The 26,582-nt window shown below is 72.2% G+C and carries 29 protein-coding genes and 2 pseudogenes; 17 read left to right on the forward strand and 14 right to left on the reverse strand.

The features are described 5' to 3' along the window. Positions 1-140: 140 nt before the first annotated feature. A pseudogene (locus tag ACZ7LV_RS35010) lies at positions 141-1,105 on the forward strand (IS481 family transposase). Positions 1,106-1,115: 10 nt separating this feature from the next. On the opposite strand, the gene ACZ7LV_RS35015 reads toward ACZ7LV_RS35010, so the two are convergent. After that, entirely contained in the window at positions 1,116-1,925 is an 810-nt protein-coding gene (locus ACZ7LV_RS35015) for a PhzF family phenazine biosynthesis protein (RefSeq protein ID WP_471945391.1), read from the reverse strand. A 600-nt stretch (positions 1,926-2,525) separates the two neighbouring features. On the opposite strand from ACZ7LV_RS35015, the gene ACZ7LV_RS35020 reads away from it, so the two are divergent. Then, positions 2,526-3,161, forward strand: a complete 636-nt coding sequence (locus ACZ7LV_RS35020; protein ID WP_401672146.1) for a PadR family transcriptional regulator — start codon at positions 2,526-2,528, stop codon at positions 3,159-3,161. Positions 3,162-3,245: 84 nt separating this feature from the next. Here the strand turns inward: ACZ7LV_RS35020 and ACZ7LV_RS35025 are convergent, their stop codons facing one another. Next, positions 3,246-3,674: a type II toxin-antitoxin system Rv0910 family toxin gene (locus ACZ7LV_RS35025; RefSeq protein ID WP_471945392.1), complete on the reverse strand. Its 429-nt coding sequence runs from the start codon at positions 3,672-3,674 to the stop codon at positions 3,246-3,248. Between the two features lie 268 nt (positions 3,675-3,942). On the opposite strand from ACZ7LV_RS35025, the gene ACZ7LV_RS35030 reads away from it, so the two are divergent. The 3 genes from ACZ7LV_RS35030 to ACZ7LV_RS35040 all read left to right on the forward strand — a co-directional run bounded on the left by ACZ7LV_RS35030 (position 3,943) and on the right by ACZ7LV_RS35040 (position 6,691). Then, positions 3,943-4,488: a hypothetical protein gene (locus tag ACZ7LV_RS35030; protein ID WP_471945393.1), complete on the forward strand. Its 546-nt coding sequence runs from the start codon at positions 3,943-3,945 to the stop codon at positions 4,486-4,488. A gap of 78 nt (positions 4,489-4,566) precedes the next feature. Further along, positions 4,567-5,565 carry an EamA family transporter gene (locus tag ACZ7LV_RS35035; RefSeq protein ID WP_471945394.1) on the forward strand — a complete coding sequence of 333 codons (999 nt, stop codon included), beginning with the start codon at positions 4,567-4,569 and terminating at the stop codon, positions 5,563-5,565. Between the two features lie 190 nt (positions 5,566-5,755). Next, entirely contained in the window at positions 5,756-6,691 is a 936-nt protein-coding gene (locus ACZ7LV_RS35040; protein ID WP_471945395.1) for a DMT family transporter, read from the forward strand. Here ACZ7LV_RS35040 and ACZ7LV_RS35045 read toward each other — a convergent pair. Then, positions 6,678-7,361, reverse strand: coding sequence for a pyridoxamine 5'-phosphate oxidase family protein (locus tag ACZ7LV_RS35045; protein ID WP_471945396.1), 684 nt, complete (start codon positions 7,359-7,361; stop codon positions 6,678-6,680). The two genes, ACZ7LV_RS35040 and ACZ7LV_RS35045, sit on opposite strands and share 14 nt — an antisense overlap. Positions 7,362-7,396: 35 nt before the next feature. Between ACZ7LV_RS35045 and ACZ7LV_RS35050 the strand changes: the two genes are divergently transcribed. Both ACZ7LV_RS35050 and ACZ7LV_RS35055 read left to right on the forward strand, forming a co-directional pair. Further along, the gene (locus ACZ7LV_RS35050; RefSeq protein WP_471945397.1) at positions 7,397-8,719 is read left to right on the forward strand and encodes an aminotransferase class I/II-fold pyridoxal phosphate-dependent enzyme; all 1,323 of its coding nucleotides are present in this window, start codon (positions 7,397-7,399) and stop codon (positions 8,717-8,719) included. A 33-nt stretch (positions 8,720-8,752) separates the two neighbouring features. Then, positions 8,753-9,100, forward strand: a pseudogene (locus ACZ7LV_RS35055) (glyoxalase superfamily protein); the annotation flags it as partial. Positions 9,101-9,141: 41 nt separating this feature from the next. Here the strand turns inward: ACZ7LV_RS35055 and ACZ7LV_RS35060 are convergent. Continuing rightward, the gene (locus ACZ7LV_RS35060) at positions 9,142-10,095 is read right to left on the reverse strand and encodes a DMT family transporter (RefSeq protein WP_471945398.1); all 954 of its coding nucleotides are present in this window, start codon (positions 10,093-10,095) and stop codon (positions 9,142-9,144) included. 62 nt (positions 10,096-10,157) lie between these two features. On the opposite strand from ACZ7LV_RS35060, the gene ACZ7LV_RS35065 reads away from it, so the two are divergent. Then, positions 10,158-11,060 (forward strand): LysR family transcriptional regulator, encoded by a 903-nt coding sequence (locus ACZ7LV_RS35065; RefSeq protein ID WP_471945399.1) that lies wholly within the window; start codon positions 10,158-10,160, stop codon positions 11,058-11,060. 206 nt (positions 11,061-11,266) lie between these two features. Here the strand turns inward: ACZ7LV_RS35065 and ACZ7LV_RS35070 are convergent, their stop codons facing one another. Next, positions 11,267-11,734, reverse strand: a complete 468-nt coding sequence (locus tag ACZ7LV_RS35070; RefSeq protein ID WP_471945400.1) for a pyridoxamine 5'-phosphate oxidase family protein — start codon at positions 11,732-11,734, stop codon at positions 11,267-11,269. 153 nt (positions 11,735-11,887) lie between these two features. Here ACZ7LV_RS35070 and ACZ7LV_RS35075 point away from each other — a divergent pair, with 153 nt between their 5' ends. Then, positions 11,888-12,529, forward strand: coding sequence for a cysteine hydrolase family protein (locus ACZ7LV_RS35075; protein ID WP_471945401.1), 642 nt, complete (start codon positions 11,888-11,890; stop codon positions 12,527-12,529). Positions 12,530-12,532: 3 nt separating this feature from the next. On the opposite strand, the gene ACZ7LV_RS35080 is transcribed toward ACZ7LV_RS35075, so the two are convergent. Next, the gene (locus ACZ7LV_RS35080) at positions 12,533-13,000 is read right to left on the reverse strand and encodes a Rieske (2Fe-2S) protein (RefSeq protein ID WP_471945402.1); all 468 of its coding nucleotides are present in this window, start codon (positions 12,998-13,000) and stop codon (positions 12,533-12,535) included. A gap of 181 nt (positions 13,001-13,181) precedes the next feature. Between ACZ7LV_RS35080 and ACZ7LV_RS35085 the strand changes: the two genes are divergently transcribed. The 7 genes from ACZ7LV_RS35085 to ACZ7LV_RS35115 all read left to right on the forward strand — a co-directional run bounded on the left by ACZ7LV_RS35085 (position 13,182) and on the right by ACZ7LV_RS35115 (position 19,244). Then, positions 13,182-13,937: a HipA family kinase gene (locus ACZ7LV_RS35085; protein ID WP_471945403.1), complete on the forward strand. Its 756-nt coding sequence runs from the start codon at positions 13,182-13,184 to the stop codon at positions 13,935-13,937. Continuing rightward, positions 13,934-14,350, forward strand: coding sequence for a DUF3037 domain-containing protein (locus ACZ7LV_RS35090; protein ID WP_471945404.1), 417 nt, complete (start codon positions 13,934-13,936; stop codon positions 14,348-14,350). The genes ACZ7LV_RS35085 and ACZ7LV_RS35090 overlap by 4 nt, the downstream gene beginning before the upstream one ends. A 135-nt stretch (positions 14,351-14,485) precedes the next feature. Continuing rightward, positions 14,486-15,247: a 3-oxoacyl-ACP reductase FabG gene (fabG, locus tag ACZ7LV_RS35095; protein WP_471945405.1), complete on the forward strand. Its 762-nt coding sequence runs from the start codon at positions 14,486-14,488 to the stop codon at positions 15,245-15,247. Positions 15,248-15,258: 11 nt separating this feature from the next. Further along, a complete protein-coding gene (locus ACZ7LV_RS35100) occupies positions 15,259-16,020 on the forward strand; it encodes an SDR family oxidoreductase (protein WP_471945406.1) in 762 nt (253 codons plus the stop codon). Between the two features lie 233 nt (positions 16,021-16,253). Further along, positions 16,254-17,834, forward strand: a complete 1,581-nt coding sequence (locus tag ACZ7LV_RS35105; RefSeq protein WP_471945407.1) for an ABC transporter substrate-binding protein — start codon at positions 16,254-16,256, stop codon at positions 17,832-17,834. A gap of 81 nt (positions 17,835-17,915) precedes the next feature. Then, positions 17,916-18,608 carry a uracil-DNA glycosylase gene (gene ung / locus ACZ7LV_RS35110; RefSeq protein WP_401672109.1) on the forward strand — a complete coding sequence of 231 codons (693 nt, stop codon included), beginning with the start codon at positions 17,916-17,918 and terminating at the stop codon, positions 18,606-18,608. Between the two features lie 114 nt (positions 18,609-18,722). After that, a complete protein-coding gene (locus ACZ7LV_RS35115; RefSeq protein ID WP_471945408.1) occupies positions 18,723-19,244 on the forward strand; it encodes a hypothetical protein in 522 nt (173 codons plus the stop codon). A 25-nt stretch (positions 19,245-19,269) separates the two neighbouring features. Here ACZ7LV_RS35115 and ACZ7LV_RS35120 read toward each other — a convergent pair whose 3' ends face one another. Both ACZ7LV_RS35120 and ACZ7LV_RS35125 read right to left on the reverse strand, forming a co-directional pair. Continuing rightward, positions 19,270-19,737: a hypothetical protein gene (locus ACZ7LV_RS35120; protein ID WP_471945409.1), complete on the reverse strand. Its 468-nt coding sequence runs from the start codon at positions 19,735-19,737 to the stop codon at positions 19,270-19,272. A gap of 167 nt (positions 19,738-19,904) precedes the next feature. Continuing rightward, positions 19,905-20,417, reverse strand: coding sequence for a DinB family protein (locus ACZ7LV_RS35125; RefSeq protein ID WP_471945410.1), 513 nt, complete (start codon positions 20,415-20,417; stop codon positions 19,905-19,907). Between the two features lie 135 nt (positions 20,418-20,552). On the opposite strand from ACZ7LV_RS35125, the gene ACZ7LV_RS35130 reads away from it, so the two are divergent. Further along, positions 20,553-21,467 (forward strand): Gfo/Idh/MocA family protein, encoded by a 915-nt coding sequence (locus ACZ7LV_RS35130; protein ID WP_471945411.1) that lies wholly within the window; start codon positions 20,553-20,555, stop codon positions 21,465-21,467. Here the strand turns inward: ACZ7LV_RS35130 and lnt are convergent. From lnt to ACZ7LV_RS35160, 6 genes are all read right to left on the reverse strand, one after another. Continuing rightward, positions 21,382-22,950, reverse strand: a complete 1,569-nt coding sequence (gene lnt, locus ACZ7LV_RS35135; RefSeq protein ID WP_471945412.1) for an apolipoprotein N-acyltransferase — start codon at positions 22,948-22,950, stop codon at positions 21,382-21,384. The two genes, ACZ7LV_RS35130 and lnt, sit on opposite strands and share 86 nt — an antisense overlap. 71 nt (positions 22,951-23,021) lie before the next feature. Next, a complete protein-coding gene (locus tag ACZ7LV_RS35140; protein WP_401672093.1) occupies positions 23,022-23,501 on the reverse strand; it encodes a nuclear transport factor 2 family protein in 480 nt (159 codons plus the stop codon). 115 nt (positions 23,502-23,616) lie between these two features. After that, on the reverse strand, positions 23,617-24,615 hold the full coding sequence (locus ACZ7LV_RS35145; RefSeq protein WP_471945413.1) for a hypothetical protein: 999 nt from the start codon (positions 24,613-24,615) through the stop codon (positions 23,617-23,619). Between the two features lie 58 nt (positions 24,616-24,673). Further along, positions 24,674-25,243: a chloramphenicol phosphotransferase CPT family protein gene (locus tag ACZ7LV_RS35150; RefSeq protein ID WP_471945414.1), complete on the reverse strand. Its 570-nt coding sequence runs from the start codon at positions 25,241-25,243 to the stop codon at positions 24,674-24,676. 28 nt (positions 25,244-25,271) lie between these two features. Further along, entirely contained in the window at positions 25,272-25,451 is a 180-nt protein-coding gene (locus tag ACZ7LV_RS35155) for a hypothetical protein (RefSeq protein WP_471945415.1), read from the reverse strand. 119 nt (positions 25,452-25,570) lie between these two features. Next, on the reverse strand, positions 25,571-26,449 hold the full coding sequence (locus ACZ7LV_RS35160; RefSeq protein WP_471945416.1) for an undecaprenyl-diphosphate phosphatase: 879 nt from the start codon (positions 26,447-26,449) through the stop codon (positions 25,571-25,573). Positions 26,450-26,582 lie beyond the last annotated feature (133 nt).

The raw sequence follows: 26,582 nt of genomic DNA on the forward strand, positions 1-26,582 counted from the left end.
CCCGCGTCGGCTTGGTCCGGGCGGTGAGTCCTAGGTGTACTCGGCCGTGAGGTTGGTGACACGCCTGCCGTTGTTGTTGATCATGGAGGGACCTCCGGGCGTAGTGGAGATTGCCGTCTTCACTCACCTCGGAGGTCCTGGTGGCCCACGCTAATGCCCGGCTGACCTTTCACGGCAGATGCCTGCTGGTGCGTCGCGTTGTCTTCGACCGGCGTCCGGTGGCGCATGTCGCCAAGGAGCTGGGAGTCTCCCGGCTGTGCGGCCATCGCTGGGTCAACCGCTAACGGGCCCAGGGCTGGCCGGGCCTGCACGACCGCTCCAGCCGTCCCCGCACCTGCCCCAGACGCACCCCTGCCGAGGCCGAGGAGCGCGTTCTTGAGGCCCGTCGGCGCCTGCGCCGGGGACCCGAGCAGATCGCTGAGGCCACCGGTGTTGCGGCCCGAACGGTCAGCCGGATCCTGCGCCGCCACCACAGGCCGCCGCTGGCGGCCTGTGACCCGCTGACCGGGCAGGTGATCCGTGCGGTGCGCACCAGCACCGCACGCTACGAGTACAACCAGCCCGGCGGCCTGGTCCACGTGGACGTCAAGAAGCTCGGAAGGATCCCCGACGGCGGCGGCTGGCGGGCCCACGGCCGCAGCGAGACCGTCCGGGGCCGGGGCATCGGCTACGACTACGTGCACGCCGCCGTCGACGACCACTCCCGCCTGGCCTACGCCGAGATCCTGGCCGACGAGAAAGGCACCACCTGCGCCGCCTTCCTCACCCGCGCGGCCGCGTTCTTCGCCGGCCACGGCATCGCCCGCATCGAGCGCGTGATGACCGACAACGCCCGCAACTACCGCACCTCCGGCGCGTTCCGGGAGGCATGTCAAAGCCTGGGCGCGAAGCAGAAGTTCACCCGGCCCCACTGCCCCTGGACCAACGGCAAGGTCGAACGCTTCAACCGCACCCTGCAGGCCGAATGGGCCTACCACCAGGTCTTCGCCAGCACACCGAACGCGCCGACGCACTCGCGCCCTGGCTGCACTTCTACAACACTGGCCGCCGACACACCGCACTCGGCGGCCAGCCACCGATCACCCGACTGTCACCAAAGTCATGACCGAGTACACCTAGGCCAGTAGGTCGCCCTCGATCACCGTTGTCGCCCGGCCGCTGAGCAGGGTGCGGTCGTCGCGGAGTTCTGTGTGGACGCGGCCCGAGCGGGGTGAGGCCTGCAGTCCTGTCAGTTCGGTGCGGCCGAGGCGCTGGGACCAGAACGGGGCCAGCGCGGTGTGCGCGCTGCCGGTGACCGGGTCCTCGTCGATGCCGACGTTCGGGAAGAAGCACCGGGAGACGTAGTCGTAGCCGAGGGCGGGCTCCTCCGCACGGGCGGTGGCGATCACGCCGCGCGACGAGTGGGCGCCGATGGCCCGGTGGTCGGGGCGCAGCGCGTGGACGGTCCGCTCGTCGGCGAGTTCCACCAGCAGGTCCCCGACGTTCGGCCCGGTGTCGTAGGCGGCGAGCGGCCGCGCGCCGAGCGCGTCGGCGAGGCCCTCGGGGAGGTCGACCGGCGTGAGCGGGGCGGTGGGGAAGTCCAGGGTCGTCGAACCGTCCTCGCGGCGCGTGGCCACGAGCACGCCGCTGCGTGTGGCGAACCGTACGGGCCCCTCGTGGGCACCGGTGCTGTGCAGGACATGGGCCGTGGCGAGCGTGGCGTGCCCGCACATGGCCACCTCGGCGACCGGCGTGAACCAGCGCAGCGCCCAGTCGGCCTCGCCGCCCTCGGGCAACGGGTGGGCGAAGGCCGTCTCCGCGTGGTTGACCTCCTGGGCCACGCTCTGCATCCAGTCGTCCTCGGGGAAGGCGTCGAGGAGCAGGACCCCGGCCGGGTTGCCGGCGAAGGGGCGGTCGGTGAAGGCGTCGACGATTCGTATCCGCATGGGCCCTGACGTTAGGACCCGCACGGAGCCGCAGGCCAAGGCCAATTCGCGACCACTGGACCGTTCCTCAGTGAAGTTTGGCTGTTCGCTTGTGGCCGGCCGACCGTGCTCCGGACTGGTGACAGGCCGACCACGCACGGCTCCGGGCGGCCAGCGTCAGGCGCGGGTGCTGGCGAACAGGGGATCGAGCGGCTCGCCCTCGTATCCGACCACGAGGCAGGCCGCGGCGACCGATCCTCGGGAGAGCTCCACGAGCCGGGCCAGGCCGCCGCCTCGGACGGCAGTCCGTCCGGATCGAAACCGAGCGCCCGGGCCGCGCGGTCGCGTCGTCGGTCCCCGCCCTCACCGACGAAGCAGAAGGCGTCGCCTGAGGCCGCCCGCTGGGTCCGTCGCGTCGAGATCCGCGACGCCGGCGAAGAAGTCGATGACCTCCGGGTCGGCAACCAGGAGGGGCAACAACGCGCCGCGGCCGGCACGCGTGGCGCTTGTTTGTCGAACTGTTCCGATATATCGTTGAAGCATCGCGACAGATCAACGGTAGATCTGCGCTAGATCAACGACCGGGCAGCGGCCGGTCGACGGACAGATGGAGTGATGACCATGCACAACCACGGATACGAGCGCGGACACGGACACGACGGCCCCCGGCGCGGACGCGGCGACTTCGAGGCGCTGCGCGCGGCCTTCGGTCCCTTCGGTCCGGGCGGACACGGTTTCGGCCACGGTGGCCCGGGAGGCTTCGGTGGCTTCGGGCCCGGCCCCTGGGGAGGTCGAGGTCGCGGAGGTCCGAGGGGAAGGGCGCGGCGCGGTGACGTACGCGCCTCGATCCTGGCCCTGCTCAAGGACCGGCCGATGCACGGCTACGAGATGATCCAGGAGATCGCCGAGCGCAGCGGCGGGGCCTGGAAGCCCAGCCCCGGCTCGGTGTACCCGACCCTTCAACTGCTGGAGGACGAGGGCCTGATCGTCAGCGAGTCCGAGGGCGGCAAGAAGTTGTTCTCGCTCACCGACGAGGGCCGCACGGCGGCCGAACAGGGCCCGGAAGCCCCCTGGGAAGAGGCCTCGCGCGGCGTCGACTGGGAGGCGCTCGGCGAGATCCGGCAGGCCGGCTTCGGGTTGATGGAGGCCTTCAGCCAGGTCTGGAAGACCGGCGACAAGGAGCAGCGCGAGAAGGCGCTCACCGTCATCAACGAGGCCCGCAAGAAGCTGTATCTGATCCTCGCCGACGAGGACTGACACCTGCCCTACGGCACCACAGGCGCCCCGTGGAACGATCCGCGGGGCGCTCCGCCGTACGTCGGGGCCGAGGCGCGCCGCCCCTCAGGTCACCAGCCCCGCCAGTTTCCGCAGCGACTCGTCGAGCGCGGCCGTCGCCGAGTCCTTGAGCTTGCCCGCCATCAGGGAGACCGCGGCGCCGGTGAACTCCCCGTCGATGCGGACCGTCGTCGCGTCGTCGTCGGGGACCAGGGTGTAGCGCGTGGCGACGGTCACCGACATCGGGCCCTTGCCGCGAATCGCCAGTACCCGGGCCGGTGTCAGCTCCTCGACGGTCCACTCGACCTCGGCCGGGAAGCCCATGAGCCGCATGTTCTCCTTGAAGGTGGCGCCGGTCTCCAGGGTCGTGGGGCCTCCGTCGGGGAAGTCGGTGTGGGTCGCGTTCCACTCCCCGTAGGCGGACCAGTCCGTGAGCTGGGCCCACACCTTCTCGGCCGGCGCCTCGATGCGTGCCTCCGCGCTGACTTCGGCCATGCGACCACCTCTTCGTATCGGGCTTCGGTGTCGCGGAACGTAGCCGCAGGGCCCGCAACATTCAATACTGACGACCTGTCAGGAAATGTGGACGCCCGCGCCGTGCGACGGGACGGCGTGCGACCGGACGGCCTGCGACGTGGCCGGTTTCAGCCTGATCTCATCCCCAAGGAGGAGATTCCGGCCAGGGATGTCCCCTGTCCGTGGGACGGGAAAATGGTTCTGGCCGGGGATGACCGGATCGGAGGGGACTGATGGGGTGGAGGGTGTGCAGCATCCGATCCCCCGGCAGCAGTCCGGCGAACACCCCGGCGTGGACAACGATGCCACTCTCAGCGACGAGCTGGCGGCGGTGGTCGCGGGTGCCCGCAGGCGGGCCGTGCGGGACGGGGACCGGCAGGTCGACACCGCCCATCTGCTGCACTCGCTCCTGGAGCACGATCCCGAGGTGCGTGCCGTCTTCGACAGTGAACCGCAGCTCGCGCGGCTGCTCGGCTACCTCGTGCAGCGCAGCATCGGTTACGGCCTGCGCTGGCAGACCGCCGTCGAGGACTCCGGCACCGTCCCGGTCGTGAGCGGTGTCCCGGGCCGCTCGCCCCTGGCCGCCGCGGCGATGGCGTACGCCGCGGAACGCGCCGCGCGCCGCGGCGACGGGCGGGCCCGAGGGCTCGACCTGCTCGCGGGGATCGTCGTGGACCCGCGCTCGCGTGCCGTGGAGGTGCTGGAGCGGGCGGGGGTGGAGGCGCCCGAGTTGTTCCTGCGGATCGAGCACGGCGCGCGGGAGTGCGTCGAGGGCTTCGAGGCCGGCTGCTGAGCGGCGGCCCGAAGTCCAGCCGGTGAGACAGGAGTCATCAGGGGTGACGGTCATGTCGTCGCCTGTCATCATGTCCGGATGCACACGTCAGTCAGCACGCGAAGCAGCCGCGGCAAGGGTGCCGGCCTCGCTCTCGCGCTCGGGTCGGCCCTCGCCTTCGGCGGCTCGGGAGTCGCGGCCAAGCCGCTGATCGAGGCGGGCCTGGACCCGCTGCACGTGGTGTGGCTGCGGGTGGCCGGCGCCGCGCTCGTCATGCTGCCGCTCGCCGTACGTCATCGCGCGCTGCTGCGCCGCCGCCCCGCGCTGCTCGCCGGATTCGGCCTGCTGGCCGTCGCCGGTGTGCAGGCGTGCTACTTCGCCGCGATATCGCGCATCCCGGTCGGCGTCGCGCTGCTCGTCGAGTACCTCGCACCCGCCCTGGTGCTCGGCTGGGTGCGGTTCGTGCAGCGGCGGCCCGTGACCCGCGCCGCGGCGCTCGGCGTCGTGCTGGCCGTCGGCGGCCTCGCCTGCGTCGTCGAGGTGTGGTCCGGACTCGGCTTCGACGCCCTGGGGTTGCTGCTCGCGCTGGGCGCCGCCTGCTGCCAGGTCGGCTACTTCGTGCTGTCCGACCAGGGCAGCGACTCCGGCGACGACGCCCCGGATCCGCTGGGCGTGATCGCCTACGGTCTCCTGATCGGCGCCCTCGTGCTGACGGTCGTGGCCCGGCCCTGGGGGATGGACTGGTCGGTGCTCGCGCACTCCGCGCACATGGACGGCACCGCCGTCCCGGCCGCGGCGCTGCTCGCCTGGATCGTGCTGATCGCGACCGTCGTCGCATACGTCACCGGCGTGCTCTCCGTGCGCAGGCTCTCCCCGCAGGTCGCGGGCGTGGTGGCGTGTCTGGAGGCGGTCATCGCGACTGTCCTGGCCTGGGTGCTGCTGGGGGAGCACCTCTCCGCGCCGCAGATCGTGGGCGGTGCGGTCGTCCTGGCCGGGGCCTTCATCGCACAGTCGTCGACGCCCGCCAAGGGCTCGCCCGACCCGGTGACGAGCGGTGGCGCCGAAAGGGAGTTGTCCGCCCGGGGCACGGCCGCCTAGGGTGATGATCATGCACACGGACGCACGCGTTCTTCCGCCCCCGGCCGCCTGAGGCGGGCCCCTCGCACCTCCCCGCCCCGCGCCGTCGCGCCGGGCGGGACGGTACTGCCCGCGGAAGCCGTCCCCGGACCGCGCCGAGCGTCGGTCCTTCCCTGACTCCTGCGCTCCTGCGCACGTGCGGAGAACACGCGTGTCCACTGTCGTTTCCGGCCTGCCCGTCGGGCGAGGCCTCTTGTATCTGATCGTCGCCGGTGCCGCCTGGGGCACCGCGGGCGCCGCCGCCTCACTGGTCTACCGCGCCAGCGACATGGGCTCCGTCGCCCTGTCCTTCTGGCGCTGCGCGGCCGGCCTGCTCCTGCTGCTCGCCGCCCGGCGGATGCGGCCGCGGGCCGTCGCCGCCGCTCCCGAACCGCTCGCCCGCAAGGCCCTGCGGATCGGCGCCATCGGCCTTGGGCTCGCGGTGTTCCAGACGGCCTACTTCGCCGCCGTCTCGGCCACCGGCCTCGCCGTCGCCACCGTCGTCACCCTCGGCGCGGGCCCGGTCCTCATCGCGCTCGGCGCGCGGCTGACGATGGGGGAGCGGCTCGGCCGGGCCGGCGTCCTCGCGGTCGCGGGTGCGCTCGGCGGCCTCGGGGTGCTGGTGCTCGGCGGCGGCGACACCGCCGTACGCCCGTGGGGTGTCGCTCTCGCGCTGCTCTCCGCCGCCGGGTACTGCGCGATGACCCTGCTCACCCGGTACTGGGGCCGCAACGGCGACGCCGACGCCTCCGCCACCACCGTCTGGGCGTTCGCGGTCACGACCCTGTGCCTGCTGCCCCTCGCGCTGACGGAGGGCCTGGTGCCGCACACGGCGCGGCCCGGCCTGCTGCTGTGGCTCCTCGTCTACATCGCGGCGGTCCCCACGGCCCTCGCCTACGCGCTCTACTTCGCCGGCGCGGCCGTCGTACGGTCGGCCACCGTGTCCGTGATCATGCTGCTGGAGCCGGTCAGCGCGGCGGTCCTGGCCGTCACCCTGCTCGGCGAGCGGCTCACCACCGCCACCCTCGCCGGCACCCTGTTGATGCTGGGCTCCGTCGCGGGCCTGGCGGTGGCCGAGGCGCGCGGGGCGCGCGTCAGCGCGCGGTGAGGTAGCCGGGCAGGTCGGTGCCGGGCGCCAGGGCGGCGTCCGGGACCGGCGTGCCGTACCCCTTGCTCAGCGGGACCACGCCGGCCCAGTGGGGGAGCGCCAGGTCCTCGGGCTCGTCGTTGACGCCGCCGGTGCGGGACTTCGCGGAGACCTCGTCGAGGTCGAGGCGGATGACGGCGGTGGCGGCGAACTCCTTCTTGTTGGCAGGCCGCGAGTCGCGCGACCGGCCCGCCACCACATGGTCGACCAGCGCGTCGAGGGCCAGCCTCTTCTCCTCGGGATCCGTGACGTCCTGGGCGACGCCGTGCACCACCACGGAGCGGTAGTTGATCGAGTGGTGGAAGGCCGAGCGGGCCAGGACCAGCGCGTCGACGTGGGTGACCGTCAGGCACACCGGCAGGCCGGGGCCGTCCTGCCGCCCGGTCATCCGCAGCGGGCGCGAGCCGGTCGAGCCGTGCACGTAGAGCCGCTCGCCCACCCGGGCGTAGAGCGTCGGCAGGACCACCGGCGCGCCGTCGCGGACGAAGCCGAGGTGGCAGACGTACCCCTCGTCGAGTATCGCGTGCACGGCGTCCCTGTCGTAGGACGCGCGCTCCGGTGACCGCGTGGGGACGGTGCGGTCGGTCGGGGTGTAGGCGGCCGTCGACGTCGTCTCCTGGGTCCCCTGCATGGCGCTCTCCATTGCACTAGTGCATACTTGTCTTTGTGCTAGGAGAATATCGGATCGAAGGCCGGGGTGCCGCGGAGATTTCCGCCAGCGTGGAGCGCGCGGTGGCGGCGGGTGCGCTGGTACCGGGGCAACTACTTCCACCCATGCGGGAGTTGGCGTCCCGCCTGGGGGTGAACCCGAACACCGTGGCCGCCGCCTACCGGACCCTGCGTGAGCGCGGGGTCATCGAGACCGACGGGCGGCGCGGCAGCCGGGTGCGGCACAGGCCGGCCACCACGGGCCGCGAGGAGATCGCGGTGGACGTGCCGGAGGGCGTGCGTGACATGGCCGCCGGGAACCCGGACCCGGCGTTGCTGCCGTCGCCGGCGGCCGCGTTCGCCGAGGCCGCCGGCCGGGCGCCGGTGCTGTACGGCGAGACGCCCGTGGAGCCCGAACTGGCGCGGCTGGCACGGGCCGGGATGGACGCCGGGGGAGTGCCCGCCGGCCATATCGCGGTGACCTCCGGTTCGCTGGACGCCGTCGAGCGGGTGCTCGCCGCCCACCTCAAGCCCGGCGACGCGGTGGCCGCGGAGGATCCCGGGTGGGGCGGGCTGCTCGACCTGGTCCCGGCGCTCGGGCTGCGCACCCTTCCCGTCGCCCTCGACGACGAGGGCCCGCTGCCCGACCAGGTGGACCGTGCGCTCACGGCGGGTGCCAGGGCGCTGGTCGTCACGGACCGCGCCCAGAACCCGACCGGTGCCGTGCTGAGCGCCGCACGCGCGCGTGCCCTGCGCTCGGTGCTCGGCCGCCACCCCGCGGTCCTGCTGATCGAGGACGACCACGGCCACGGCATCGTCGACCTCCCGCTGCACCCCTTGGCAGGCGTCACCCGGCACTGGGCCTTCGTCCGCTCGGCGGCCAAGGCGTACGGCCCCGACCTGAGGCTCGCCGTGCTCACCGGTGACGAGGTCACGCTGGACCGGGTGCGGGGGCGGCAGCGCCTGGGGCCCGGCTGGGTCAGCCGGATCACCCAGCGCGCCGTGGCCCATCTGTGGGCGCACGGGGCGGTGGACACGCCGGCCGTCGCGGCGGCCTACGGACGGCGCCGGGGCGCGCTCATCGACGCGCTCGCACGCCGGGAAGTGGCGGCGTACGGGCGTACCGGCCTGAACGTCTGGATCCCGGTGCCGGACGAGACGGCCGCCGTCGCCCGCCTGCTGCACGCCGGATGGGCCGTCGCCCCCGGCGCCCGCTTCCGCATGGACGCCCCGCCCGGCATCCGGGTCACCGTCGCCACACTCACCGAGGCGGAGGCGGAACCCCTGGCGGACGCCATCGCCACCGCCGTGCGCCCGGCACCGGCGCGCAGCCATGTGTGAGCCGGGTGCGGGGGTGCCTGGAGGGATGGCCCCATGAGCGACGATCGCGCCACGCGCGAGGACGTCATCCCGGTCCTGCGCGGGGCCGACGCCGCCGCGGCGGTGCGCCGGTACGAGCGCCTGGGGTTCGCCCGGCAGTGGGAGCACCGCTTCGCGCCCGGGTGGCCGGCGTTCGTCGAGGTCGCCCGAGGGCCGGTGGGCCTGTTCCTGTCGGAGCACACCGGCGACGCCCGCCCGGACACGCTGGTCCATCTGCGGCTCACCGACGTCGACGAGGGCGCCGCCGAGTTCGGCGTGCCGGTCGAGGCGGCTCCGTGGACCCGGGAGGTCGAGCTGCGGGACCCCGACGGCAACCGGCTGCGGATCGGGACGCCGAAGGACCGGACGACCGGACACCGGCCCCCGGGTGGCAGGCGCCCGGCTCAGCTCTTGGGCCGCACCTGTGTCAACGCCGCCCCCGCGAGGACGATCACCGCCCCCACCGGTGTCGACCATGCCAGGGACTCGCCGAGGACCGCGACGCCCGCGGCGGTGGCGATGACCGGGATGAAGTAGGTGACCATCTGGGCGGTGGTCGGCCCGACCTCGGCGACCAGTCCGTACTGGATGAGCACCGCGAGCCCCGTGCCCAGGGCGCCCAGGGCCGCGACAGCCAGCAGCGGCACCACCGGGAAACTGCTCGGCATGCTGGTGAACAGCGGTGTCACGACGGCCAGTTGCAGCGCGGCCAGCAGCAACTGCGCGCCGGTCAGCGACAGGTGCGAGTCGCCGGAACCGGCCAGTGTGCGCCGGACGTAGATCCAGCCGATCGGATAGCTGAGCGAGGCCAGCAGCGCCAGGGCGGTGCCCCTGGGATCGACGCCGGTGAAGCCCTGCCAGGCGCCGAGCACCGTCAGCACCCCGAGGAAGCCCAGGCCAAGACCGGCGACCCGGACCCGGGTGGGCCGGTCCTCGGAGAGGGCGACCATCGACAGGGCCATGCCCCACAGCGGCGAGGTGGCGTTGCAGATGCCGGCGAGCGTGGACGGAATGGTCAGCTCGGCGTAGGCGAAGAGGGAGAACGGCAGCGCGTTCAGCAGGAACGCGGCGACCGTCAGACGGGCCCAGGTGCGCACCCCGCGGGGGAGTCGCCGGCGTTTGGCCGCCATCGCCGCGGCGAGCACCGCCGTGCCGAACAGCAGTCGGCCGAAGGTCACCTGGAAGGGGGCGTAGCCGTCGGTGCCGACCTTGATGAGCAGAAAGCTGAAGCCCCAGACCAGGGAGAGTGCCGCGAAGCGGACTCTCCAGTCGATCCTGCGGCGGGCGGGGGTCCGGACAGGGTCGTGCGTGGCGCCCTGCGTGGCGTGGGTCGTGGCAGTGGTCACGGAAGCAACCATGCGGGACTCGATCTCGTAGAACAAGCGAGATTTCGCACGCTGTATCTCGTAGTATCCCTTACATGTTGAGCCTGGACCGCCTTCGTACCCTCGACGCGCTCGCCCGGCACGGTTCGGTGAGCGGCGCGGCCGAGGGGCTGCACATCACCACCTCGGCCGTGTCCCAGCAACTGGCCAAACTGGAGCGCGAGGTCGGCCAGCAGCTGCTGGCCAAGCACGGCCGGGGGGTCCGGCTCACCGACGCGGGCCGGCTGCTGGCCCAGCACGCGACGCGCATCCTGTCGCAGGTCGCCCTCGCCCAGTCCGACCTGGAGGCCCAGCGCGGGCAGGTCGCCGGTGAGCTGCGCCTGGCGGCGTTCCCGACCGCCGCGCGCGGACTGTTCCCCACCGCGCTCGCCACCCTGCGCACCGCCCACCCCGCGCTGCGGCTGCGCACCTGCGAGCTGGAGCCGGAGCGCGGGATCCAGGGCGTGGTGCGCGGCGACCTGGACCTGGCGGTGGTCCTGGACTGGTACAACAAGCCGATGGCGCTGCCCGACGGCCTGGTCAAGGCGTCGATCCTGGACGATCCCGCCGACGTGGCGATGCCCGTCGGACATCCGCTCGCCGACCGGGACGAGGTGGACCTCGGGGAGTTCGCCGAGGACGAGTGGATCACCTGGGGGCAGGGCGAGTTCTGCCACGAGTGGCTGATGTTCACCCTGCGCTCGCGTGGCGTCGAGCCGATCCTCGGGCACCGTGCCGCCGAGACCCACACCCAGCTCGCGCTCGTCGCGGCCGGGCTCGGGGTCTGCGTCTGCCCGCTGCTGGGCCGCCACCCCATGCCCGCTGGGGTCGTCACCGTCCCGCTGAAGCAGCGGGTGCGACGCCATGTGTACGTCGTCTGGCGGGCGGACGCCGACCGCCGGCCGTCGATCCGGGCGGCGGTGGCGGCGCTGCGGTCGGCGGGCGAGGGCGTCGGCTGAGGCCCGCGCTACCGCGAACACGCTCGCGCCACAGCGAAAGCGAACGCGCCACAGCGAAAGCGAACGCGCCCTCGCTACCGCGATCACGCCCGCGCTACCGCGAACGCGCCCTCGCCACAGCGAAAGCGATCACGCCCGCGCGACCGCGATCACGCCCTCGCTACAGCGAAAGCGATCACGCCCGCGCGACCGCGATCACGCCCTCGCTACAGCGAACCGAGCTTGCGGAAGTCCCAGGAGACCGTTTTGGACGGCGTGAGCCGTAGCCACGCGTGGCGACCGTCGTGCGGCATCTCCTCCAGTCCGAAGTTCTTGCGGGCGAACAGAGTCTCCGGCAGGTCGAGTTCGGCGCACAGCTCGCCGGTGCGCGGGGCCTCGCCCACGAACTCGACGGTCCCGGACAGCTCGACGCCGCGCAGTTCGTCGTACTCCTCCCCGGTGTCGACCACGACCGCCACCCGTGGATCGCGGCGCAGGTCGGCCCACCGCTTGCTGCGCACCACGGAGTACAGCCACATCGACGTGCCGTCCCAGGCGAACCACAGTGTGCTGACGTGCGGTGCCCCGTCGGCCGAGACGGTGGCGACCCGGCAGGTGCGCTGGCCGGTGAGGAACGCGTCCAGCTCACCGGGCGTCATCATGATCTTCCGGCCCCGGCGCTGTGTGGCTGTCATGTGCTTCCCTCGGCTTCCCCTCGAAGGGACGGGATACGACGGCCGCCAGAAAATCATCTGACGGTATGTCAGAAAAGCATGGACCGTCTTCCGTCGCTGTGCAATGGTGGCTGATCCCAGCGGCTCCCGCACCGCCGACCGTCAGGGGGCGCCATGCCGTCGTACGCACAGCTCGGCGAACTGCTCGACCCCGCGACCACGGTGCTCCTCACCGTCGAGTGCCAGCAGGGCGTGGTCGGCCAGGACAGTGCCCTGCCCGAGCTGGCGAAGGAGTTCCGCTCCTCGGGCGCCCTCGACAACGTGGCCCGGCTGGTGGCCGCCGCCCACCGCGGCGGCGTCCAGGTGATCCACGCGATCGCCGAACGCCGCCCCGACGGGCGCGGCGCCAACCGCAACGCCCGCCTCTTCCTTGCCGCCGAGCGGCTGCCCGTACGGCAGCTGTCCGGGACCGCGGCGGTGCGTGTGGCGGCCCCCGTCGAGGTCGCCGAGGAGGACTTCGTCGTACGGCGCCTGCACGGCCTGTCGCCGATCCAGGGCACCGAGGTCGACGCGCTGCTGCGCAACCTCGGGTGCCGCACCCTGGTCGTCGCCGGCGTCTCGGCCAACGTGGCCGTGCCCAACGCGGTGTTCGACGCCGTGAACCGCGGCTACACGGTCGTGGTGCCGTCCGACGCCGTCGCGGGGGTGCCCGCCGACTACACCCCCGCGATCATCCGCAACACCCTCGCGTTGGTCGCCACGGTCGCGACCACGGACGAGGTGCTCGGCTGCTTCGGACGGCCGCGTCGACGCTGACCCTCAGGCGAGGCGGATCTCGTCGCCCGAGACGACGATCTCCGAGGCCTCCAGCGGCTGGGTCGCCGGACCCTGCTGCACGCTGCCGTCGGTGGCGGAGAAGTGGCTGTTGTGACAGGGGCAGATGATGACCCCGTCCTTGACGTCCTTCACCGCGCAGCCCTGATGGGTGCACTTGGAGGAGAACGCCTTGTACTGGCCCGCCGTCGGCTGCGTGACCACCAGGTCGCCGAGGACCTTCCCCCCGCCCTCCGGGATGTCGGAGGTCTTGGCGAGGGCGGTGCCCGCACCGGCACCGGCCCCGGTGTCGGATCCGGCCCCGGAGTCCGCTCCGGCGGCGGAGCCGGTACCGGACGACTCGTCGCCCGACCCGCACGCGGTCAGTGCGACGGCGAGCCCGGCGGCTCCGGCCGCCGCCATGACGGTGCGGCGGGCCGGACCCGACTCGGTGTGAAGCGATTGGCTGGGCATGCTGGCATTCCCTTCCACGGGCGCTGGGTGATCCCTGATCTGTTCAGCAGTACGGCCGACGGAGGGCCGAAGTTCAGCGGCCGGGCCCAACTTCACTCGATCGAGATCTGGCGGGAACGGCCCCTACGCGGTAGCGGCAGGCCGCGTCCGACGACGCCGAACACGACAGTAACCTGGGGCGATGCTCAAGGAAGTCATCGCGACCCGCTACATCACGCCGCTGCGTGAGGGCGGCTCGCTGCCGGGGCTCGTCGAGGCGGACGACTTCGGGACGTACGTGATGAAGTTCACCGGCGCCGGGCAAGGGCGCAAGACGCTCGTCGCCGAGGTCGTCTGCGGTGAGCTAGCCCGCCGGCTCGGCCTGCGCGTCCCCCGTCTGGTGACCGTCTCCCTGGACCCGCTCCTCGGGCTCGGCGAGCCCGACCAGCAGGTGCAGGACCTGCTGCGGTCCAGCGGCGGGCCCAATCTCGGCATGGACTTCCTGTCCGGCGCGCTCGGCTTCGACCCCCTCGCCTTCTCGGTGAGCCCCGAGGAGGCCGGGCGGATCGTCTGGTTCGACGCGCTGGTCAACAACGTCGACCGCTCCTGGCGCAACCCCAACCTGCTCATGTGGCAGGGCGACCTGTGGCTCATCGACCACGGCGCGACCATGATCTGGCACCACAACTGGCCCGGGGCGCACACCTCCGCCGCCCGCCCCTACGACGCCTCCGACCACGCGCTGCGCACCTTCGCGCCGGACGTCGCGGCGGCCGCCGCCGGGCTCGCCCCCCTGGTCACGGAGGACCTGCTGGCCGAGGTCACCGCCGAGATCCCCGACGCCTGGCTGACCGGCGAGCCCGGCTTCGACACCCCCGACGAGCTGCGCGGGGCCTATGCGCGGCCGCTGCTGGCGCGCGCCGCCGTCATCCACGAACGCATCGAGGGGATCCAGTGAGCGAGCGCCACATCACCCGGGCCGGACAGGGCGGCGGCCGGGACGTCTTCGAGTACGCGCTGCTGCGGGTCGTGCCGCGCGTCGAACGCGGCGAGTGCATCAACGCGGGCGTGCTCGTGTACTGCCGCGCCAAGGCGTACGTCGGGGCCCGCACCCACCTCGACGAGGGGCGGCTGCTGGCCCTCGACCCGGACGCGGACGTGTCGGGGGTGCGGGCGGCGCTGCGCGCGGTGGAGCGCGTCTGCGGTGGCGGCGAGGCGGCGGGACAGGCGGCGGGCGACGACGCCGGGCGGCGTTTCCGCTGGCTGATCGCGCCCCGTTCCACGGTCGTCCAGCCCGGCCCGGTGCACACCGGGCTGACCTTCGATCCGGGGGCCGAGGCCGAACGGCTGCTCGATCTGCTGGTGAGGTGATGGATCACATGCACCCGATGGGCCGTTGACACCGAGTGCCAGGGCTTCTAGCGTCACAGCTGCTGAAGGTACTAAGCGGTCGCTCATCGATCTGGGCGCCGTGGAGCCGCATCCCAAGGGCGAGGAGAAGCAGCAATGTCCACCACTGAGCAGCGGGTCGCAGTCGTCACCGGCGCCGCGCGCGGCATCGGGGCCGCCACCGCCGTACGCCTGGCCGCCGAGGGCCGCGCGGTCGCCGTGCTCGACCTCGACGAGGCCGCCTGCAAGGACACCGTGGAGAAGATCACCGCGGCCGGTGGCAAGGCCATCGCCGTCGGCTGCGACGTCTCCGACGAGGCGCAGGTCGAGGCGGCCGTCGCCCGGATCGCCGAGGAGCTCGGCGCGCCGGTGATCCTCGTCAACAACGCGGGCGTGCTCCGCGACAACCTGCTGTTCAAGATGAGCGTCACCGACTGGGACACCGTCATGAACGTGCACCTGCGCGGTGCCTTCCTCATGGCGAAGGCCTGCCAGAAGCACATGGTGGACGCCGGCTTCGGCCGTGTCGTCAACCTCTCGTCCTCCTCGGCGCTCGGCAACCGCGGACAGGTCAACTACTCCGCCGCCAAGGCCGGTCTGCAGGGCTTCACCAAGACCCTCGCCAAGGAACTCGGCAAGTTCGGCGTCACCGCCAACTCCGTCGCCCCCGGGTTCATCGCCACCGACATGACCGCCGCGACCGCCGAGCGGGTCGGCATGGGCTTCGACGACTTCAAGGCGGCCGCCGCCTCCATGATCCCGGTCCAGCGCGTCGGCGAGCCCGAGGACATCGCCAACGCCATCGCCTTCTTCACGGGCGAGGCGGCCGGATTCGTCTCCGGCCAGGTGCTGTACGTCGCCGGCGGACCGCTCGACTAGGGGGCACGGACATGAACGAACTGCCTGAACTCTCCGGCAAGGCCGCCCTCGTCACGGGCGGCAGCCGCGGCATCGGTTACGGCGTCGCCGAGGCGCTGGTGGCACGGGGTGACCGCGTGTGCATCACCGGCCGCAACGAGGAGGCCCTGAAGGAGGCCGTCGAGAAGCTCGGCGCCGACCGGGTCGTCGGTGTCGCGGGCAAGGCCCACGACCTCGACCACCAGGCCGTCGCCGTCGAGCGCGCGATGGAGGCCTTCGGCCGGGTCGACTACCTGGTCAACAACGCCGGCACGAACCCGGTCTTCGGGCCGATCGCCGACCTCGACCTCAACGTGGCGCGCAAGGTCTTCGAGACCAACGTCGTCTCGGCGCTCGGGTTCGCCCAGAAGACCTGGCACGCCTGGCAGAAGGAGAACGGCGGGGCCATCGTCAACATCGCCTCCGTCGCCGGTCTCTCCCCCTCGCCCTTCATCGGCGCGTACGGCATCAGCAAGGCGGCGATGATCAACCTGACCCTGCAGCTGGCGCACGAGTACGCGCCGAAGGTGCGGGTCAACGCGATCGCCCCGGCCGTGGTGAAGACCAAGTTCGCGCAGGCCCTGTACGAGGGCCGGGAGGCGGAGGCCGCGTCGGCCTATCCGCTCGGCCGGCTCGGTGTGCCCTCCGACATCGGCGGCACCGCCGCGTTCCTCACCTCGGCGCAGGCGGACTGGATCACCGGTCAGACGCTCGTCGTGGACGGCGGGATCTACCTCAACGCCGGGGTCCACTGACCTGACCGGATCGGTTCCTTCCGGATGAGGGCGCCGGCTCCGTCAACGACGCTCGCTCGACGCGAATTTGTTGACGAAATCGGCGCCCTTGTCGACAGATCGGCGGCCCACGAGGTGATGACAACGTCGTCATGTGGAAGCTGATCAATGAGCTCGCGCAAGCATGGTTCAGGCCGAGTTTGCCTGCGATAGGGTCTGCCGACCCTTGGTACGGCAGATCGAGGAGCGTGCGCGTGTTCAACCGGAACCGAGGCCTGCGGCAAGTGGCGGCGATCGCTTCCATATCCGTGTTGGCCGGTTGCAGCCTGTTCTCGGACGGCGAGCCCGCCGAGGGGGGCCCGATCGTCGTGGGGACCACCAGCGCCCCCAGCACGCTGGATCCGGCCGCCTCCTGGGACGGCTCCTGGGAGCTGTTCCGCAACATCTACCAGACGCTGCTGAGCTACCCCACCGGCGCCACCACGCCTCAGCCGGACGCCGCCGAGAGCTGCAAGTTCGCCGACGCGACCAACCGGGTCTACAGCTGCAAGCTGCGCGGCGGGCTGACCTTCTCCGACGGCGACGCGCTGGACGCGCAGGCCGTCAAGCACTCCATCGACCGGATCCTGGCCATCGACGCGCCGGGCGGACCCGCCGGGCTGCTGGGCAGCCTGGAGCGGGTGCAGGCGCTCGGCGACCGCGAGGTCGTCTTCCATCTGAAGACCCCGGACGCCACCTTCCCGTTCGTGCTCGCCACCCCCGCCATGTCCGTCGTCGACCCCGACGACTACCCGGCCGACAAGCTCCGTGAGGACGGCGGGGTGACCGGCTCGGGGCCGTACCTCCTCGACTCCTACGACGAGGGCGCACGGGCCGAACTCGTGCGCAACGGCAGCTACAAGGGCTTCGCCGAACGAAGAAACGATGCGGTCACGATCCGTTACTTCCAGGAGTCCGGCGCCATGGTCAAGGCGCTGCGCGACCAGGACATCGACGTGACCTATCGCGGCCTCGCCGCGGACGACGTCGTCGCGCTGCAGGGCCGGGACGCCGACGAGACCCTCCAGCTCGTCGAGGGCGCGGGCGCCGACATCAGCTACCTGGTGTTCAACCCGAAGGACTCGTGGGCCGGGAACGCGGCCGTGCGCCAGGCCGTCGCCCAGGTCGTCGACCGGCCGAGGATCGCCCACGCGATCTACAAGGACACCGTCGACCCGCTGTACTCGATGGTCCCCAAGGGCCTCACCGGCCACACCACCGGCTTCTTCGACAACTACGGCGACCCCGATCCGGACAAGGCGCGCTCGATCCTCAGCGAGGAGGGCATCGACGAGCCGGTCCCGCTCACCTTCTGGTACACCACCGACCGCTACGGCTCCGAGACCGCGGTCCTGTTCCAGGAGCTCAAGCGGCAGTTGGAGGCCTCCGGTCTGTTCCAGATCACCCTGAAGAGCCGGCCCTGGAAGACCTACGTCGAGGGCTACCAGAAGGGCGAGTACCCGGTGTTCGGGCGCGGCTGGTTCCCCGACTTCCCGGACGCCGACAACTACATCGCGCCCTTCGTCGGCGAACAGAACGCCCTCGGTACGCCGTACGCGGCGCCCAAGATCACCGGAGTGCTGCTGCCCCGCTCCCGCCGTGAGAGCGACCGCGCCCAGGTGGAGGCCGACTTCGAGGAGGCCCAGCAGATCCTCGTCCAGGACGTACGGCTGCTGCCGCTGTGGCAGGGCAAGCAGTACGTCGCCGCCAGCGTGGAGATCTCCGGGGCCGAGCGCGCCCTGGACCCGTCGACGATCATGATGGTGTGGGAGCTCTCCCGCAAGACGAGCTGGTGAGGCGGCCCCCGGCGGCCGTTGTCAGTGGTCGCCGGTAGGTTCTGTGCTCCGGAACCGACCGCACACCGTAAGGAAGTTGACGTGACCGACATCGCCATGCTGCCCGAGTCCTGGCGCGGGGTCCTGGGCGACGAACTGCACAAGCCCTACTTCAAGGAGCTGACGGAGTTCGTGGAGGAGGAGCGGGCTGCCGGTCCCGTCTACCCGCCGCGTGAGGAGGTCTTCGCGGCGCTCGACGCCACGCCCTACGAGCGGGTGAAGGTCCTGGTCCTCGGCCAGGACCCGTACCACGGGGAGGGCCAGGGGCACGGCCTGTGCTTCTCGGTGCGCCCGGGAGTGAAGACCCCGCCCTCGCTGCGCAACATCTACAAGGAGATGCAGCAGGAGCTGGGCCTGCCCGTCCCGGACAACGGCTATCTGATGCCCTGGGCCCGGCAGGGCGTGCTGCTGCTCAACGCGGTGCTGACGGTGCGGGCCGGCGAGGCCAACTCGCACAAGGGCAAGGGCTGGGAGAAGTTCACCGACGCCGTGATCCGCGCGGTGGCCGAGCGGCCGGACCCGGCCGTGTTCGTGCTGTGGGGGAACTACGCGCAGAAGAAGCTGCCGCTGATCGACGAGACCCGGCACGTGGTGGTGAAGGGGGCGCACCCCTCGCCGCTGTCGGCGAAGAAGTTCTTCGGCTCGCGTCCGTTCACGCAGATCGACGAGGCGATCGCGCGGCAGGGGCACGAGCCGGTGGACTGGCGCATCCCGAACCTCGCCGACCAGGCCTGACACCCGCGCGGAGGGGGCGGGCCGGCGTCGCGGGTCGGCCCCGCCTCGCCGGTATTGCCCCCGGTGGCCGTTAGCGTCGGCGGGGACGGGACGTCGGTGAGCTCGGAGGACGCGGTGTCGGAGCAACAGGAGCAGGCGGCGCCGGATGCCGTGATGACGCGGATCGGGCAGGTCGTCATGCTGTTCCACGCGGGGGACCGTGAGGAGGCCCGGCAGCGCTTCCTCAAGCTGTGGGCGGAGCTCGGCGCGGACGGCGCCCCGCTGCACCGCTGCACGCTGGCCCACTACATGGCCGACGCCCAGGACGATCCCTGCGACGAACTGGCCTGGGACCTGAGGGCGTTGGGCGCCGCGGAGGAGCTGAGCGACGACCGCCCCGCGGCCCACGAGGGCGCCCTCGCGGTCCGCGCCCTGTATCCCTCCCTGCATCTGAACCTCGCCGCCGACTACATCAAACTCGGCCGCTCCGACGCCGCCCGTATCCATCTCCGCCGGGCCCGGGGAGCGGCCGACGCGCTCGCCGACGACCCCTACGGGCAGGGGGTGCGGGCGGCCATCGGGCGGATGGAGCTGCGGCTCGGGGACGGGGGTTCGCCGGGCGGGAGCGCCTGGGGACCGCCTCGGCAGCGCCCGTGAGCCGGACCACACCGGGGCCGCGACCTCACCGGCCGTAGGTCTGCTCGCAGATCACCGCCTCCGGGCTGTCCGGGCGCCAGCCGCCGTACTTCCTGCCGAGGGCACACACGTCGGTGTCCGTGCCGAGGGTGGGCGAGACGTCCGGGACCGTGGCCGGCGGCTGCCGTGGGCGGCGCGGCTGCGGGCTCGGCGGGTCGGAGTGCGACCGGGACTGCGCGCGCGGGGACGGGACTCGCCGGGCCGGCGCTGCCGGGGGCTGCGCCGTGGGGCGGTGCGACTCCGGCGCGGCGGTGCCGGGCCGGCGGGACGGGCCGATCAGCTCCAGGGCCTCGCGGGCCGGTGCCTGCACGATCTGCGGCTCGGTCCGGCCGTCCGGGCCCGGGGCCGGCGCCGACGGCACGGCGGCGGGGCCCCGCTGGACGGTCACACAGCCCGAGACCGCGCTGAGGGCCACGGTGACGAGCAGCGTCGCGGTGGTCGTCGTTCGATGCACCCGCGCCACTCTGGTGGCTCGGGCCCCGCGGAACCCGGTGGACAAGCGCAGGTTGCTCCGGACGGGTGAAGTGAGCCCCCGCAGGGAGGGCCCCCACGTTGCCGGGCTGACGTCCAGGCGTCCGCGCCCGGCCAGTCCGGGCCTGGCCGGGCGGCGAGCAGGGGGCCCTAGTCGCCCGTCGCGCCGTCCACGCGCTCGCGGATCAGATCCGCGTGGCCGTTGTGGCGGGCGTACTCCTCGATCATGTGGGTGTAGATCCAGCGCAGGTTGTACGGCTTGCCCTTGTGGCGGCTGCGGCCCTTGGAGAGGTCGTCCAGTGCGAAGTCGGCGGCGTTGCGGCGGGCGGTCTCGATCTCCGCCTGCCACGTGGTGTACGCCTCGGCCCAGGTGTCCGCCTCGGTGAGGTGGAACTCGCCGTCGCGGTCCTCCTCGGTGTAGTAGAGGGGGCCGGGGTCGTCGCCGACCAGCACCTTGCGGAACCAGCTACGCTCCACCTCCGCCATGTGGCGCACCAGCCCCATCAGGGACAGCTCGGAGGGCTCCACGGCCGGGGTCCGCAGCTGTGCGTCGCTCAGCCCCTCGCACTTCCACGCCAGGGTCCGCCGGTGGAACTCCAACCAGCCCTCCAGCATCGTCCGTTCATCGGCGTCCTGGGCGGGTGCGCTGCGCTCCGTCGTCATCCACGCATCCTCGCCCACGCCGGGCGTTCCACCAAGGGGGCGGCCGTGGCCTCGGCGGTAGCGCCGTCCGGCGCGCGTCGGGGCCCCCGTATGCTTCCCGGCAGACCCCCGCAGGCAAGCAGTGAAGGAGCCCCCGTGAAGGTCGGCTGCATCGGACTCGGTGACATCGCGCAGAAGGCGTATCTGCCGGTGCTCGGGGTCCAGCCCGGGGTCGAGCTGCATCTGCAGACCCGGACGCCCGCCACGCTGGACCGCGTCGCCGACAGCCTTCACCTGCCGCCCGCGCAGCGCCACGCCACCCTCGACGACCTGCTCGCCCAGGACCTCGACGCCGCCTTCGTGCACGCGCCCACGCTCGTGCACCCCGAGATCGTCACGCGGCTGCTGGAGGCGGGCGTCCCGACGTACGTCGACAAGCCGCTGGCGTACGAACTCGCCGACTCCGAGCGGCTGGTGACGCGCGCCGAGGAGCTGGGCGTGAGTCTCGCCGTCGGCTTCAACCGGCGGCACGCGCCCGCCTACGTGCAGTGCGCCGACCACCCGCGCGAGCTGATCATCCTGCAGAAGAACCGCGTCGGGCTCCCCGAGGAGCCCCGCACGATGATCCTCGACGACTTCATCCACGTCGTGGACACGCTGCGCTTCCTGGTGCCGGGCGAGATCGACGACGTGACCGTGCGCGCCCGCAGCGTGGACGGCCTGCTGCACCACGTCGTGCTCCAGCTCGCCGGCGACGGGTTCACCGCGCTCGGTGTGATGAACCGGCTCAGCGGGTCGGCCGAGGAGATCCTGGAGGTCTCCGGCCAGGACACCAAGCGGCAGGTGAGCAACCTCGCCGAGGTCGTCGACCACAAGGGCCAGCCGAGCCTGCGGCGACGCGGCGACTGGGTGCCGGTGGCCCGGCAGCGCGGCATCGAGCAGGCGGTGCTGGGCTTCCTCGACGCCGTGCGGGCGGGCACGCCGCTCAGCGCCAGGGACGCGCTGGCGACTCACGAACTGTGCGAGCGGGTGGTCCTGTCGGTTCAGGAGCGCTCCGGCGCGGCCGCCTGACCGACCGCCCGCCCTCGACGAGCACCAGGACGAGCAGCACCAGCACGGCGGCCTGCGCCGGCCAGGCGCCGAGGCGGGCGTACGGCGTGAGGCCGTCGACCAGCGGCACCTCGTACACCTGTGCCGCGCTCGCGTCCGTCCCGAGCGGCGGGCCGATCCGCCGGCCCTCGGGGCCGTACACGGCGGAGACGCCGGTCAGGGTCGCGTGCACCATGGGGCGGCCGCTCTCGGCGGCGCGCAGCGCGGCCAGCGAGGCATGCTGCGCGGGCGCCCAGCTCTGCTGGAACGTCGAGGTCGCGGACTGGGCGACCAGTACGTCGGCGCCGCCGCGGTTGAGACTGCGGCTGATGTCGGGGAAGGCCGACTCGAAGCAGACCATCGGGCCGATCCGCAGCCCGTCCCCGGCGTCCATCACGACCTGCTCGGTGCCGCGCCTGCGGTCCTCGGCCGCGGCCTCGCCGACGGAGGTGGCCCAGCCGAACAGCGAGCGCAGCGGGACGTACTCGCCGAACGGGACGAGCCGCATCTTGTCGTAGCGGTCGCCGGTCGGGCCGTCCGGGCCGATCAGCACCGAACTCTTGTAGATCCCGGGCCGGTCGGAGCGGCGGGCGTCCACGTTGACCAGGATCGGGGCCCCCGTCTCGCGGGAGAGCGCCGCGACCCGCCCCGCCAGGTCGGGCCGGCTGCCGAGGTCGTAGCCGACGCTGCTCTCGCCCCAGACGATCAGGTCGGGATCCTGCCCGGCGAGCCGGCGGGTGAGGTCTTCCTCGCGGTCGAAGCGGGGGCCGGGGCCGGGGACGACCCCGGGCTGGACGACGGCCACCCGGGCCTCGCCCTCGCCGTGCGGGCGGGGCGACCAGACCGAGGCCGCGGTCGTCGCGGCGGCGGTGGCGAGCAGGGCGGCCAGCGCCGGGGTCCGGGACGCGCGCACCGACACCAGCACGGCGACCGCGACATTGACGGCCACCAGCAGCAGGCTCAGCAGCCACACCCCGCCCACCGAGGCCAGCCGCAGCGCCGGTCCCACCTGCCACTGGCTGGCGCCCAGCATGCCCCAGGGCCCGCCGAGCCCCTGCCACGACCGGACCAACTCCACCGCCAGCCAGCCCGACGGCAGCACCAGCAGCGCGGCCGCGATACGGCGTGGTGCGGGCACGCCGCCGAGGAAGCGGCGGACGAGCCAGCCCCACGGCGCCCACAGCGCGCCGAGCAGGGCCGCGATGACGAACGTGAAGACATGCAGGTTGGGCAGCAGCCAGTGGTGCACGGCCAGCATGAAACCGAAGCCGCCGCACCAGCCGTCGTAGAGAGCCCGCCGGCCCGTCGGCGCGGTACGGACCAGCAGGATCCACGGCACCAGGGCGACGAAGGCGAACCACCACAGGGAGGGGCCCGGGAAGGCGAGCATGGGCAGTGCGCCCGCCACCGCGGCGGCCGCGCAGCGCCACCACGGGGAGTCGAGCCGGCGGCCCGGCGTCTTCATACGGCGCCTCCCTCCCCCCCCCGTGGCTCCAGTGTGCGCGCTGTCGGCGATCCCGGTACGGCGAGCGCCACTCAGTCGATCACAGGTACCCCGGAGCCCTGCGGCATACGCCGCCACTTCTCCCGCACGACGACCTCGTGCAGCCGCCAGCCGTCGTCCGTGCGCCGGACCTCGAAGGCGTACCGGCCGCCGCACACGAAGTCGGGGGCCGCCGCGCCGTCCGCGGCCAGGCGCATCGGATTGACGTAGTCCGCCTGGACTCGCGCCGTGTCCCCGGTGTCCCGCTCCAGGACGCCGAAACGGATCCGGCGGTTGACGACGAGGTGCTGGCGCATGGCGAACACCCGCAAGCTCTCGGCAAGCCAGGTGGCGACCTGTCCGGCGTCCCCCTCGATGCCGCCGGCCGAGCGGTAGTCCGCCCGCCCGTCCGGGGTGAACAGCTTCCGGTACGCCTCCCAGTCGCCGTCGTCCACCGCCACGGCGTAGTCGGTGACCAGACCGTCGACGGCCAGCCTGTCCATCACGGTCGCGAGCTCCACGCGCTGCGTCATCGGCTCAGTGTTGGGCACGGGACGGGCCGCGCCAAGAGGGCGTGCCGTGGTAATCGGTGGTCGTACCGGCCGGTGCCGCCTCCTCGTGATGCCCGGCGCGGACCGACCGCGCTCCTCAGTGGTCCGCGTCCTTGAACGGATGAGGGGAGACGTGCTCCCGTACGGTGCGCCACCGTGACCTGGTCTGCTCGACGACGCCGTCCCACTGCCGGCGGACCTCGTGATCGGAGGGGCGGTCGCCGTGCCGGATCCGGCCGAGTTCGTCCCGTACCTCTCGTCCCCATGCCGCCGACACGACGAGGACGAGCATGGCCGCGAAGAGCGCGGAGATCAGCGCGAAGACGGCGCCGACCACCCCGTAGCGTCCGACGGAGGTGTTGAAGAGATGGGGCATGTAGAGCTTCACGGCCACGGAGTACGCCACGGTCAGAACGGCGCCGGTGACGCCGAAGGGCAGCAGGTCGGGCCAGGCGATCCGCCGTGCGGACAGGATCCAGCCGCTCCAGACGAGGAACGCGGCGGTCACCGGTACCTGACACACCAGGACGGCCAGGCCCAGCACGTCCCAGCCGGAGAACGCGGAGAGCAGCAGGTTGGTGAGTCCGTAGCCCGCGAGCGTGAGGATCCACCACAGGCCGTTGCGTGTGTTGCGCATGCTGAGGGGCTTGAGTTCCCATGTCTGTTCGAAGAGACGCTGGGTGGCCCGCGCGAAACTCAGCACCGAGATCGTCAGGAACACGGCTCCGAAGACGCCCACGCTCGCATCGGTCCCCTGGGGCGGAGCGAACAGCGAGCTGACGGCCGTGGCGCTCGCGCCGGTGAGGTTGTAGCGCCTGATGATCTGCTCCGCGGCGTCGTACTGCGCGAAGACGGCGCCCGCGAGGATCGACAGCGGGACCAACGCCGTCAGGGCGCTGGAGGCCAGCGCCATGGAGCGGTCGAAGCCCACGATCTTCTGAAACCGGTTGACGACCCGCAGCGCGAAGGCGGGCCGCAGCCAGAACGTCAGCGTCCGGAACAGACGCTCCCGATTGCTCCCCGCCGTGCTGCCCTCCGTGAAGCGAGACCTGTAGAAGCGGGGTGAGCCTAACCGACCGTGGTCACGCCGTCGCACGACGACACGAGGGGCGTCCCCGTCGACGGCGTGACGCCCGATGCCGCCGCGGAATGCCTCAGTCGGCCTCGCGCAGGCGCTGGAAGGCCGTCGGGGTGGGGCGGGTCGGCAGGAAGTCCTTGATCCGGCGGGCGCATTCGGCGGGGTCCGAGGCGGCGGTGTCGCATTCGAGGTCGTAGACGCCGTGCGCGTGGACCTGCTTCAGCTGGCCGGCGGCCAGGCCGGGCGGCCGGTCGCCGCGCTCCCGCTCGCGCCGCTCCAGCTCGTCGACCGGGCACCGCACGCCGACGAGGACCACGTCCTCGGGCTCGAAGAGGGAGAGGCAGTCGGCGAGCCGCCAGTCGGCGCTCAGGATGTGGTCCATGACGACGTTGTTCCCGGCGGCGGCCATGCCCGCGACCGCGCGGTGGTAGCCCTGCCAGGTGCGGTGCAGGACGGTGTCGAGCGCGTCCGGCGGCACGGGGACGCGGGAGCGCATCGCGTGGAAGGTGTCGGCCGCCATGTGGAAGCAGGGTTCGTCGAGGATCCGCAGCAGTTCGGCCGCGATGCTCGACTTCCCCGAACTGGACGTGCCGTTGAGGAAGATGATCAGGCCACGGCGCGGTGGTACGGCGCTGAGATGTCTCATGTACGTCGGTCCCGCCCCTGTCGTGTCCTCAGGCCGCCTCGATGATCGCATCGCGGATCGCCGCGGCCCACTCGACGACCAGCAGCTCGTACTCCGCGCGCTCCTGCGGCGACAGCGAGCCGCCCGCGCGCGTCCACAGGGCGCGGATCTGCTCGTTCACCTCGGCAGCGGAGCGCGCTGAACCAGGGGTCACGGAATCGGGGGACATGCGAGCAAGCGTAGGGGTAGGCACTGACACTGCGCTACCGGGCGGCTACTCGTCCCGTATGGGTTCGGTCACGGCGGAAAAAAGTGCGGTCCCCGGGAGAGTTCCCGGGGACCGTGGTCTCAGCCGCCTGCCGACTCCGCCGCGTGCGGACTCAGCACGCCGAACGTCACCAGGGCGATGATCACGATGCCGAGCGCGATCCGGTACCAGACGAACGGCATGAAGCTCTTGGTCGAGATGAACTTCATGAACCAGGCGATCACCGCGTATCCGGTGACGAAGGCGATCACCGTGGCGAAGATCGTCGGTCCCCAGGTCACATGGTCGCCCTCCATGGCGTCCTTGAGCTCGTATCCTCCCGAGGCGAGCACCGCCGGGATGGCGAGGAGGAAGGAGTAGCGGGCCGCCGCCTCGCGGGTGAAGCCCATGAAGAGGCCGCCGGTGATGGTCGCGCCGGAGCGGGAGACGCCCGGCACGAGCGCCATGGCCTGGCAGAGGCCGAAGATCAGGCCGTCCCGCACGCCCAGTTCCTTGAGCGTCTTGCGCTCCCTGGCCGCCCGGTGGCGCCCGCCGGTCTCGTCGCGCGCGGCTATCCGGTCGGCCACGCCCATGATGATGCCGACGACGATCAGCATGGTGGCCGTGATGCGCAGATCGCGGAACGGGCCGACGATCTGGTCCTTGAGCGTCACGCCGAGCAGACCGATCGGGATCGAGCCGACGATCACCAGCCAGCCCATCCGCGCGTCGTGGTCACCGCGCCACGCCTTGTCGTAGAGGGACCGGCTCCAGGCCGAGATGATGCGCCCGATGTCCTTGCGGAAGTAGATCAGCACGGCCGCCTCGGTGCCGATCTGGGTGATCGCCGTGAAGGCGGCACCGGGGTCCTCCCACCCCGAGAAGGCGGCGGTCAGGCGCAGATGCGCGCTGGAGGACACGGGGAGGAATTCGGTCAGCCCCTGGACGAGCCCGAGGATGAGTGATTCGAACCAAGACATGAAGTTACGGAGTCCAAGTGCCGAGCGCGGAACGGACGGAGACACACCTAGCCCCCGCGCGCGGTGATCGGGTGTGTTGAGGGGCAGCGTAGCGCCCCCTGCCGACACGGTGGACACAGGGGTTTCCCAGGGG

It is taken from the genome of Streptomyces sp. NPDC107562 (assembly GCF_055657325.1).

Coding starts and splice junctions, on each gene's coding strand:
- lnt (WP_471945412.1), bottom strand. CDS start 22,950: ATGAAGACGCCGGGCCGCCGGCTCGACTCCCCGTGGTGGCGCTGCGCG.
- ACZ7LV_RS35080 (WP_471945402.1), bottom strand. CDS start 13,000: ATGCCCAGCCAATCGCTTCACACCGAGTCGGGTCCGGCCCGCCGCACC.
- ACZ7LV_RS35045 (WP_471945396.1), bottom strand. CDS start 7,361: ATGCAGGGGACCCAGGAGACGACGTCGACGGCCGCCTACACCCCGACC.
- ACZ7LV_RS35075 (WP_471945401.1), top strand. CDS start 11,888: ATGCCGTCGTACGCACAGCTCGGCGAACTGCTCGACCCCGCGACCACG.
- ACZ7LV_RS35100 (WP_471945406.1), top strand. CDS start 15,259: ATGAACGAACTGCCTGAACTCTCCGGCAAGGCCGCCCTCGTCACGGGC.
- ACZ7LV_RS35085 (WP_471945403.1), top strand. CDS start 13,182: ATGCTCAAGGAAGTCATCGCGACCCGCTACATCACGCCGCTGCGTGAG.
- ACZ7LV_RS35150 (WP_471945414.1), bottom strand. CDS start 25,243: ATGAGACATCTCAGCGCCGTACCACCGCGCCGTGGCCTGATCATCTTC.
- ACZ7LV_RS35060 (WP_471945398.1), bottom strand. CDS start 10,095: ATGGTTGCTTCCGTGACCACTGCCACGACCCACGCCACGCAGGGCGCC.
- ACZ7LV_RS35035 (WP_471945394.1), top strand. CDS start 4,567: ATGCACACGTCAGTCAGCACGCGAAGCAGCCGCGGCAAGGGTGCCGGC.
- ACZ7LV_RS35125 (WP_471945410.1), bottom strand. CDS start 20,417: ATGACGACGGAGCGCAGCGCACCCGCCCAGGACGCCGATGAACGGACG.
- ACZ7LV_RS35025 (WP_471945392.1), bottom strand. CDS start 3,674: ATGGCCGAAGTCAGCGCGGAGGCACGCATCGAGGCGCCGGCCGAGAAG.
- ACZ7LV_RS35140 (WP_401672093.1), bottom strand. CDS start 23,501: ATGACGCAGCGCGTGGAGCTCGCGACCGTGATGGACAGGCTGGCCGTC.
- ACZ7LV_RS35065 (WP_471945399.1), top strand. CDS start 10,158: ATGTTGAGCCTGGACCGCCTTCGTACCCTCGACGCGCTCGCCCGGCAC.
- fabG (WP_471945405.1), top strand. CDS start 14,486: ATGTCCACCACTGAGCAGCGGGTCGCAGTCGTCACCGGCGCCGCGCGC.
- ACZ7LV_RS35020 (WP_401672146.1), top strand. CDS start 2,526: ATGCACAACCACGGATACGAGCGCGGACACGGACACGACGGCCCCCGG.
- ACZ7LV_RS35160 (WP_471945416.1), bottom strand. CDS start 26,449: ATGTCTTGGTTCGAATCACTCATCCTCGGGCTCGTCCAGGGGCTGACC.
- ACZ7LV_RS35015 (WP_471945391.1), bottom strand. CDS start 1,925: ATGCGGATACGAATCGTCGACGCCTTCACCGACCGCCCCTTCGCCGGC.
- ACZ7LV_RS35070 (WP_471945400.1), bottom strand. CDS start 11,734: ATGACAGCCACACAGCGCCGGGGCCGGAAGATCATGATGACGCCCGGT.
- ACZ7LV_RS35155 (WP_471945415.1), bottom strand. CDS start 25,451: ATGTCCCCCGATTCCGTGACCCCTGGTTCAGCGCGCTCCGCTGCCGAG.